The following is an 8,504-nucleotide window of genomic DNA, read 5'->3' on the forward strand; positions in this document are numbered from 1 at the left end:
CGGGACACCTGACTTAACACCTGTTCGGGGTCATCGGTATTGCTGAGGACGGCAAAGGGTAATAAACCAGGATGATGAAAAAATTGTGGTGTATTTTCTTCCCAAAGACGGATGACTTGAAAAGAATGAAAGGTTTCCCCCAGACGGAAGGTATTTTCTTGCACTAGGGGGGAATCACTGCGTCGCAGATAAATTACCACTTGACGCATTGGTTTTTGGGGATGACGACGATAGACGCGAATGCGATAATCAAGCATTCGGAAAGGAATCTTAGAGTCGGGGTCGGTTTGAAACTCGGTATGGAGAATTAATTCCTCTGACTGCAAAAAAATCAGAGAATCGGCACGAATGGGGTCTAATTGTAATTCCGTCGGGTCGAGGACGGTTAAGGGGAGGGGAGAACCTAATAACCAAGTGGCTAAATCATCGGAGAAGTTTTCGGCAATAAATTTACAAATATTATCAAACATCTTCAGGGATTACTTTCCGTTTCTCCTAGGATACCCTCGATCGCCGGTGTTGACATCCTGTATTTGTCGTAACTATTGCCGAAGAGAATCGTAGCGCGGAATATATTATCGGCAAAATTCAATTCTAATCATCGACTAAACTCTATAAATATCAGCAAATTTATCACATCTTAACCAGGAATTTCTTGACAATTACTAGAGGAAGGGGTAGCTTGCAATCAGTTTAATTTTGTGGAGCCTTATGCTATTAGTTAAAATTATCAATTATGGGGGGGAGAAGCAAGGCTTATCAAAGGCTCTGCTGAAATCCTTTTCTCTAGTCACGGCCACTGCGATCGGTTGTATTAGTATCGCCACCAGTGCCACTGCGGCCAGTTTTTCCTTCGCTTTCGGTAGCGCCGGTTCGGGGAACGGTCAGTTCAATTTCCCCAGAGGTATCGCTGTCGATGGCGGTGGTAAGATCTATGTGGCCGATACTCTCAACAACCGCGTACAGGTATTCAACCCCAGTGGTGTCTTCCAGTCCGCTTTCGGTAGCAACGGTTCGGGGAACGGTCAGTTCAATACGCCCTTCGGTATCGCCGTCGGTAGCGGTGGTAATATCTATGTAACCGATACTGGCAACAATCACGTACAGGTATTCAACTCTAGTGGTGTCTTCCAGTCCACTTTCGGTAGCTACGGTACGGGGAACGGTCAGTTCTTTAACCCCATCGGTATCGCGGTCGGTAGCGGTGGTAATATCTATGTAGCCGATACTCTCAACAACCGCGTACAGGTATTCGACTCTAGTGGTGTCTTCCAGTCCGCTTTCGGTAGCCATGGTTCGGGGGACGGTCAGTTCTTTAACCCCATCGGTATCGCCGTCGGTAGCGGTGGTAATATCTATGTGGCTGATACTAACAAACATCGCGTACAGATATTCAACTCTAGTGGTGTCTTCCAGTCCGCTTTCGGTAGCAACGGTTCGGGGAACGGTGCGTTCTTTAGGCCCTTCGGTATCGCCGTCGGTAGCGGTGGTAATATCTATGTGGCTGATACGAACAACCATCGCGTACAGATATTCAACTCTAGTGGTGTCTTCCAGTCCACTTTCGGTAGCTTGGGTACGGGGAACGGTCAGTTCTTTGACCCCCTCGGTATCGCTGTCGGTAGCGGTGGTAATATCTATGTGGCTGATACGAACAACCATCGCGTACAGGTATTCAGCCAAAGTCAGCCGCCAGTGTCCACTCCCGAACCTTCTGGTATTATCGGATTAGGGATACTAGGGGGTGGTTTAGTGGTGCGTCGCCTCGCTAAACGTCGTTAATCGCGCTTGGGGTGGGGAACGGAGATTTACATTCGAGCGGTTAGCTAAGATTTGTTACTGATTGAGTCGGGGCAGAAGATTAGAGCTATAAATAATGATGGAAACGTTTGTTGTTGGTGCTGAATACTTGACTCAAAGGAGTCTGCTTACAGTAAGCTAATCGGCATCATAGTCAAGAGGTAATTTAATGATGAGTGAAGACCAAAATTTGCCACTTTGGGTACAAGATCGCGAAGAAGTTATTAACAAGGCTGATGAAATTCAATGGCGCTATGGAGATCGTCCAGATTATTCGCACACCAATAGATATCTGGAAAAGGAACGAAAATTTAATCACGCCGAAAAATCTCTAAATCAGATCGCACATAATCTGGTGAAAACTTTTGAAATGGAGGCAACATTTAAGACTAATCCTCAACAGTGGCTTTCTGTGGTGGAAGGTAAATTCCGCATGAGTACTAATGGAGGCAAAGAATATACTGCTGAAGATATTGTAGAGCAAGGAACATATAACCTATTTCTTGGAGATTCAGAGCAATACAGTTCTTCTAATGAAACCTTTGAATCTTCTTACAATCTCTTCCACGCTGCTTTCCCAGATGGTTTTCACTGGGAGTTGATCGAAGTTGTGGCAGGTCCTCCCAACGTCGTCTTTAAATGGAGACATTGGGGAACTTTTAAGGGTAACTATCAAACACATCAACCCACGGGAGAAACAGTTGAAATTGTTGGACTTAGCCTGGCAAAAGTCACAGAGGAGTTGAAACTTGAGTCTGTCGAGCATTATTTTGATACTCATCAATTTTTGATGAAGTTAACCAGTAGAATGCCCAATCCTATGTGATTGGGGTTGCTGACAATCCCAATCATTTTGTCAAGGATTTTGTTATTGGTATTTCTTATACTTCATCTAGCTATTGATTACTTGATTGGGGATTCAGGGCGATGCGCTTTTCTGGGGTTCGATTTAATAACTCGCAAGAATACGAGCGATTTTTAAGCATAATTGAAGGGATGATGTCACGGGAGTTAAGCAATGACGAAGGACTATTATTCGATTTACTGGTCTTATTAGTGGAAGAATACGAGCGGAAACATTATCCGATCGCCCGAACAAATCCTACCGCTACGCTAGAATCTTTACTGCATGAATTCGATATCGATAGGGAGTGTCTTATCGATATTTTCGGCGATCGGGATAGGGTAGAATCGGTGATAGCGGGGAAACAGGCGATCGCCCCCTCTCAAGCCGAGTCTCTAGCCGAATTTTTTAATCGTTTAAGTGCGAAACTGGCGTTAAGCGCCCGTGATTTTCTCTTGTAGCCTCGCTTTTCCTTCGGGAACCATATAACAAATCCTTACTTTCCTCATAACTTTAGATTAATTAAGATAATGTTACAAAACTTTATGAAAAAGGCGTAGTATGATAATTTACGCCAGTAAAGCGAACACAATAAGGAGCAACACCCATAATGCAGTCGGCCGAGATGTTGCTGACAGTCCCCAAAGAGTATTTAAAAGCACCGGGGGGCTTCAACCCAAACGTTACCATGTTTTTTAGTGCCTTGAGCCTAATAACCCTATCTACCTGTGGCTATTGGCTATGGTCCTGGCCCGACTGGATTTGTTTTAGTGCTAATGTCCTCGCTTTACATTTATCGGGGACAGTTATCCACGATGCCTCTCATAATTCTGCCCATAGAAATCGGACATTTAATGCTATTTTAGGTCATGGTAGTGCTTTAATGCTCGGTTTTGCCTTTCCGGTCTTCACTAGAGTCCATTTACAGCACCACGCTCACGTTAACGATCCCGAAAATGATCCGGATCATTTTGTCTCCACTGGTGGACCTTTGTGGATGATTGCGGCCAGATTTTTTTATCACGAGATTTTCTTTTTTAAGCGGCAACTCTGGCGAAAATACGAACTGCTGGAATGGTTCCTCAGTCGTCTTTTTGTTGCTACCATAGTCGTCGTCGCCTGTCAATATGGTTTTATTGGCTATGTGATGAATTTTTGGTTTGTTCCCGCTTTAGTGGTGGGAATTGCCCTCGGTTTATTTTTTGATTATCTTCCTCATCGTCCTTTCCAAGAGCGTAATCGTTGGAAAAATGCCCGCGTTTACCCCAGTCCTCTCTTAAATCTGCTGATTTTAGGGCAGAATTATCATCTCGTGCATCATCTCTGGCCGTCGATTCCCTGGTACAAATACCAACCGGCATACTATGCCACTAAACCGCTTTTAGACGCAAAAGATTGTGAACAGTCTTTAGGCCTACTGCAAGGTAAGAATTTCTGGAGTTTCCTCTACGATGTCTTCTTGGGGATTCGCTTTCACTCCCATTCTTCTAAATCTAGCTCATAGCAGTTATCGTAATGGTGAGGTAGAAAGTTTTCCTTTTGGGGAGTCGGTATCTGTACTGGTTTTGTTGTCAACTTGATTTTTTGAAGGAGGATTTTATGGGTCAACATTGGGGAAAAGCCTTAATTTTAACAACAACTTTCTTGACAATTAACATCGATTATGCTAGGTCTTTAACCTTTGGTGAGGCCGTTGGTATTGGAGCGGGGGCCTTGTTAATCAACCGAGCGGTACAGGATAATAGACAACGTTATCGATTTGTGCCACCAGAGCAAGAATTTCAGCGCGGACTAGAGGACGGGTTTAACTTTGCCCGCTATGATAATCCGCGCAATTCCAGGGACTACGATGACGGTTTTATCGAGGGACGAAGACGCCGGGAGTCGGGTTGGGCCAGTCCCAACCGGAGAAACTAATTATTTTTTTGGTCTGCGTCCCACTTCGGCGGTTTCTTGAATGGAAAATATCCTCAATTTGCCGTCGATGGGAGCGACTTTAGCCACGGCTGCCGATGCCACTATATAGTTATCACCCTCGATGTTGGTAATATTGACTACCCGCTCGCGAGTGATTATCGCCATCTCGTCATTAGCAAGAATATCCACATCCCAATTCTCAGAAAGAACCTCCATACTTTTAATATTTTTGTAGGATTCCTCTAAAAATCTTTTATGTTCCGTGATGCCATCTAACTCAAAAATTTCGGTACTAGCATCGGTTTTAATGGTCAATTGCGAGGAAATAAATGGGGCATAGTGTTTGAGTATTAGGGCGATATTTTTATCTTTAATAGCGGTTTTAATGTCTTCAATCATTGCTTTAATTTCCGCTTCGCTGATTTTTTGTCCCCAATCGCTACTACTCGATTGTTTCACTGGCACTATCGAGGGATTAGCGTGGACAAAAGCGGGGGAGATGCTGGGGAGAAGGGATAAACCGAGCAATAGAACAATTAATTGGGGAGAACGCATAATTAATAAACTTGGTAAATTCAACCCGAATCATAGCATTTTCTCGTTACCGAATAAATCCTCAAGCTGAAAGTCCCCGGTTAGGGAAGCTAAGAGAGCAAAATTCTGGCTGTGCAAAGTCTAGGTTGATCCTTTAGCTATTTTTTGTTTGATATTTCCAGAATAACAGGGGTATGATCGCTAGGTTTTTCTTGTTTTCTGGGTTCTCGATCGATGAGACAATTAACGGCTTTTTCGTATAGCTGAGGAGTTAAATAAAGATGATCGATTCGCCAACCTCGGTTACGAGAAAAACCACCGCTGCGATAATCCCACCAACTATAATGTCCTGCTGCCGAGGTGAATTTTCTAAAGGCATCTTGTAAACCAATTTCTAAGACCTTTTCTAAAGCTTCTCTTTCTTTAGCTGAAGACATAATATGATTTTCTTTGCCCTTGGCATCATAAATATCTTTATCTTCTAAGGCAATATTAAAATCTCCGCAGATACATAATTCTTGAGGTTGAGAATTAATAATTTTATCTAGATATTTCCTAAGAGTTTCTAACCATTTAAGCTTATAAATATACTTATCACTATCTAGGGAAGAACCGTTAGGAACGTAGAGATTGATAATCCGAATATCGCCGATTACTCCAGTAATTACCCGTTTCTGTTCATCTAGTTCTCCTGTTAAATTTTCGCCGATAATTGGACTAAATCCCATAGTGATATCGCTCATGGGTTTTCGGCTAAAAATCGCCACACCATTATAGGCTTTTTGTCCAGAAATATAGAGATGATAACCCAAAGATTCAAAAGCTTCTCTGGGAAAATCTCGATCGATTACCTTGGTTTCTTGCAAGCACAAAACCTCAACGGGATTGAGTTGTAACCAGTTAATTACCTGCTCTTGTCGGCTGCGAATCGAGTTGACATTCCATGTGGCGATTTTCATAGCTAAAAACCGAGAATTTTTCTCACACTTCCTCAGCAAAACTGGCGCGACGCACAAACTCAAAGGGACCGGCGATCGAACCCCAGACTAATTGATCGGTTTCGGGATCTAAACCGCGATCAACGCTAATTAATCCCCGTTCACTAATTTCAAAACTATTATCTAAATAAGTCATTCTATCTTTGCGAAAGACTAAACATTGTTTACCCGGTTTCACCACCCCTTTAAAACTGTTACCTGTCCAAGTTACATTCATATCACAACCCAGCATCGGTTCTAATAGGTCTAAGGTGAGATTTTTGAGACGCTGGGGTTCTCTAGAAGCACCAAAAAAGTTAGCTTCCTCTTTAACTTTAAAGTTTTCTAGTTCAATATGATCATCGACTACCGACAATTTAAATACTCGCAAACGATAGGGAGTATTGAGCATAAAATCGTAGGCCTGCTCTAAAAATAAGCTGGTTCCCTTCAGTAATTCATCGGGCAAAGGACGCATACACACGCGAATATGGGCAAAAAAAGGCGGATTAGCAAAAGCTTGTTCTTGATTACTAAAATCCGCCGCCATCCAGCGCGCTAGGGTTTTTATGTCCGTGGAATGAGTCATAGTTTTTGAGATGTGAATGGCTATTAGCTATCAGCCATCAGCTAGTTAATCGCTCTGATAAATTTTCACTGATTACTGATAACTATGCCCCGACAATTGTTATTGTGCAATTACTTTAATTTCGATATCGGCACTAACTTCGGGATGGAGTTTGACTTGTACTTTATAGACTCCCAATTGACCGATATCGGGGACGGTAATACCACGGCGATCGATTTCTAATTTAGCATTTTCTAGAATAACCGTAGCCACATCTTGACTGGTGACAGTACCGAAAATTGCCTCGTTTTCACCCACCTGTTTAGGGATGCTGTAGGGACTGAGTTTTTCGATCGCAGTTTTTCTGGTTTCCGCTTCTTGTTTTTCGGCCAGAAGACGTTGACGCTCTTTTTCTTTCCTAAATTCTGCCTGTTTAATCGCGCCTTTGGTGGCTAAAACAGCCACACCTTGGGGGATAAGGTAATTGCGCGCATAACCGGGTGCCACTTCTACCACATCGCCATTTTCGCCTAATTTGCTGACTTTTTGATTGAGGATAACCTGCATTCGTTTCGCCATGATCTTGACCTAAAACAATAGTTCCAAAACCCCTATCATACCATGCAATCGTTTTTATGTGTCCTCCCATCCGGACCGTCAGTTAGCTATGGAAAAACTACTTGAACAATCCGAGTCTCCCGAAAAGGAAAACTTCGTACCTCACCATTAAGATAACTGCTGTATCCAGTTTTCTTACCCGGTGTCCGTCAACTGGGAGGAATGCCGATAGCTGGTTAAAACCAGTAAGACAGGGCGGAGAGAGTAACTAAAGACCATTTTTTTGGTAAGATCAAAGCTAAACTAACCATCACGCCTTCTTGAGGAAAGATTTATTTATGAGCGATATAGGGTTTATTTTGACGATAATCAACAATTTCCTGCAAATTTACTCGGTAATTCTAATTGTTAGGGTTTTACTGACTTGGTTCCAAAATGCCGGTTGGGCCTATCAGATTATGTCTTTTCTCAGTCCGATTACCGATCCCTATTTAAACCTCTTTCGCTCGATTATCCCACCCCTAGGCGGGATGGACTTTTCCCCGATTCTCGCTTTTCTGCTGCTCAACGTTGTTCAGAGTGTCGTAGCCACAGGGGCCAGCAGTTTGGTCAGTAGCAGTTTCTAAATCCGCGGATCCACACTACTGGTAAAACCGGAAGCTTTGAATTTTTCCAGTCGCAAGGGGGTTGGTTGATTGGTAGAAACAGAAATTCTGATCTCGAAATCACTAATCCCCGGTGGCACTTCTGGAATTGCCCCGACTCGGCTACGATTTTGTAAAGCCGGTTCCCCGTTAGCATCGTAAATCCGACCAAAAACATCGGCATCATAGACGGTTTTTCCAGAATTATTTTTAGCTTTGCCGGTGATTAAAAAACAATTAGCCGGAAAACTGGTTCCCCCACTGGTGACACTCCCCTCGGCTAATTCGGGGGGACATTCTTTATAAGATACATCTAATAGTTGAATTGGGGTCAAAGCTTGAGCAGTAGGGATGATGATCCAGCTAGACAGCCAGAAGAGAACAGAAAGCAGTAAAACGGTGAGCGAGCGTGATGTCATCGAAAATTTTGGGTCTGAAACCCCGTCGTTCTACGACGGCTTTACTATTAAATATTAGCACATTTACGAAATATATGCTAAAATGTGAGACATGGAAAAAGCCTATTCGTTTCGATTTTACCCAACACCCGAACAAGAGTCGCTATTGCGGCGCACTTTGGGCTGTGTAAGATTGGTTTACAACAAAGCTCTCCACGAACGAACACAAGCTTGGTACGAAAAGCAAGAAAGAGTAGGCTACGC

Annotated in this window: 13 protein-coding genes; 7 read left to right on the plus strand and 6 right to left on the minus strand. The window is 43.2% G+C overall.

Annotation, left to right across the window (positions count from 1 at the left end; all coding sequences use genetic code 11):
• Positions 1-470: RpnC/YadD family protein (locus tag EWV84_RS21045; RefSeq protein ID WP_287079857.1), on the minus strand; the 470-nt coding region annotated here is incomplete at its 3' end.
• Positions 471-711: 241 nt separating this feature from the next.
• Here EWV84_RS21045 and EWV84_RS21050 point away from each other — a divergent pair.
• From EWV84_RS21050 to EWV84_RS21070, 5 genes are all read left to right on the plus strand, one after another.
• Positions 712-1,782 (plus strand): 6-bladed beta-propeller, encoded by a 1,071-nt coding sequence (locus EWV84_RS21050; protein ID WP_287079860.1) that lies wholly within the window; start codon positions 712-714, stop codon positions 1,780-1,782.
• A gap of 190 nt (positions 1,783-1,972) precedes the next feature.
• The gene (locus EWV84_RS21055) at positions 1,973-2,626 is read left to right on the plus strand and encodes an ester cyclase (protein WP_287079873.1); all 654 of its coding nucleotides are present in this window, start codon (positions 1,973-1,975) and stop codon (positions 2,624-2,626) included.
• A gap of 101 nt (positions 2,627-2,727) precedes the next feature.
• Positions 2,728-3,105, plus strand: a complete 378-nt coding sequence (locus EWV84_RS21060) for a helix-turn-helix domain-containing protein (protein ID WP_287079862.1) — start codon at positions 2,728-2,730, stop codon at positions 3,103-3,105.
• 149 nt (positions 3,106-3,254) lie between these two features.
• Positions 3,255-4,148, plus strand: coding sequence for a beta-carotene hydroxylase (gene crtR, locus EWV84_RS21065; RefSeq protein ID WP_287079864.1), 894 nt, complete (start codon positions 3,255-3,257; stop codon positions 4,146-4,148).
• A 95-nt stretch (positions 4,149-4,243) separates the two neighbouring features.
• Positions 4,244-4,561: a hypothetical protein gene (locus tag EWV84_RS21070; protein ID WP_287079865.1), complete on the plus strand. Its 318-nt coding sequence runs from the start codon at positions 4,244-4,246 to the stop codon at positions 4,559-4,561.
• Here the strand turns inward: EWV84_RS21070 and EWV84_RS21075 are convergent, their stop codons facing one another.
• The 4 genes from EWV84_RS21075 to rplI form a co-directional block, all read right to left on the minus strand.
• Positions 4,562-5,116, minus strand: a complete 555-nt coding sequence (locus tag EWV84_RS21075) for a hypothetical protein (protein WP_286824476.1) — start codon at positions 5,114-5,116, stop codon at positions 4,562-4,564. It lies immediately after the preceding gene.
• A 137-nt stretch (positions 5,117-5,253) separates the two neighbouring features.
• The gene (xth, locus tag EWV84_RS21080; RefSeq protein WP_287079866.1) at positions 5,254-6,054 is read right to left on the minus strand and encodes an exodeoxyribonuclease III; all 801 of its coding nucleotides are present in this window, start codon (positions 6,052-6,054) and stop codon (positions 5,254-5,256) included.
• A 22-nt stretch (positions 6,055-6,076) separates the two neighbouring features.
• Complete coding sequence (locus EWV84_RS21085) at positions 6,077-6,661, minus strand: chromophore lyase CpcT/CpeT (RefSeq protein ID WP_286824469.1); 585 nt, start codon at positions 6,659-6,661, stop codon at positions 6,077-6,079.
• 99 nt (positions 6,662-6,760) lie between these two features.
• Positions 6,761-7,219, minus strand: coding sequence for a 50S ribosomal protein L9 (gene rplI, locus EWV84_RS21090; protein WP_012264300.1), 459 nt, complete (start codon positions 7,217-7,219; stop codon positions 6,761-6,763).
• Between the two features lie 317 nt (positions 7,220-7,536).
• Between rplI and EWV84_RS21095 the strand changes: the two genes are divergently transcribed.
• A complete protein-coding gene (locus EWV84_RS21095) occupies positions 7,537-7,824 on the plus strand; it encodes a YggT family protein (RefSeq protein WP_061430502.1) in 288 nt (95 codons plus the stop codon).
• Here the strand turns inward: EWV84_RS21095 and EWV84_RS21100 are convergent.
• Positions 7,821-8,261, minus strand: coding sequence for a hypothetical protein (locus EWV84_RS21100; RefSeq protein WP_287079871.1), 441 nt, complete (start codon positions 8,259-8,261; stop codon positions 7,821-7,823). The genes EWV84_RS21095 and EWV84_RS21100 overlap by 4 nt on opposite strands.
• A gap of 91 nt (positions 8,262-8,352) precedes the next feature.
• Between EWV84_RS21100 and EWV84_RS21105 the strand changes: the two genes are divergently transcribed.
• Positions 8,353-8,504: helix-turn-helix domain-containing protein (locus EWV84_RS21105; RefSeq protein WP_287079875.1), on the plus strand; the 152-nt coding region annotated here is incomplete at its 3' end.

Origin of the sequence: Microcystis sp. M_QC_C_20170808_M3Col, from assembly GCF_007095505.1 — a bacterium.
Taxonomy (GTDB): domain Bacteria; phylum Cyanobacteriota; class Cyanobacteriia; order Cyanobacteriales; family Microcystaceae; genus Microcystis.

Excerpts from the sequence above, each read along its gene's own strand:
- EWV84_RS21050 (WP_287079860.1), top strand. The coding sequence starts at position 712 with ATGCTATTAGTTAAAATTATCAATTATGGGGGGGAGAAGCAAGGCTTA.
- EWV84_RS21055 (WP_287079873.1), top strand. The coding sequence starts at position 1,973 with ATGAGTGAAGACCAAAATTTGCCACTTTGGGTACAAGATCGCGAAGAA.
- EWV84_RS21060 (WP_287079862.1), top strand. The coding sequence starts at position 2,728 with ATGCGCTTTTCTGGGGTTCGATTTAATAACTCGCAAGAATACGAGCGA.
- crtR (WP_287079864.1), top strand. The coding sequence starts at position 3,255 with ATGCAGTCGGCCGAGATGTTGCTGACAGTCCCCAAAGAGTATTTAAAA.
- EWV84_RS21070 (WP_287079865.1), top strand. The coding sequence starts at position 4,244 with ATGGGTCAACATTGGGGAAAAGCCTTAATTTTAACAACAACTTTCTTG.
- EWV84_RS21075 (WP_286824476.1), bottom strand. The coding sequence starts at position 5,116 with ATGCGTTCTCCCCAATTAATTGTTCTATTGCTCGGTTTATCCCTTCTC.
- xth (WP_287079866.1), bottom strand. The coding sequence starts at position 6,054 with ATGAAAATCGCCACATGGAATGTCAACTCGATTCGCAGCCGACAAGAG.
- EWV84_RS21085 (WP_286824469.1), bottom strand. The coding sequence starts at position 6,661 with ATGACTCATTCCACGGACATAAAAACCCTAGCGCGCTGGATGGCGGCG.
- rplI (WP_012264300.1), bottom strand. The coding sequence starts at position 7,219 with ATGGCGAAACGAATGCAGGTTATCCTCAATCAAAAAGTCAGCAAATTA.
- EWV84_RS21095 (WP_061430502.1), top strand. The coding sequence starts at position 7,537 with ATGAGCGATATAGGGTTTATTTTGACGATAATCAACAATTTCCTGCAA.
- EWV84_RS21100 (WP_287079871.1), bottom strand. The coding sequence starts at position 8,261 with ATGACATCACGCTCGCTCACCGTTTTACTGCTTTCTGTTCTCTTCTGG.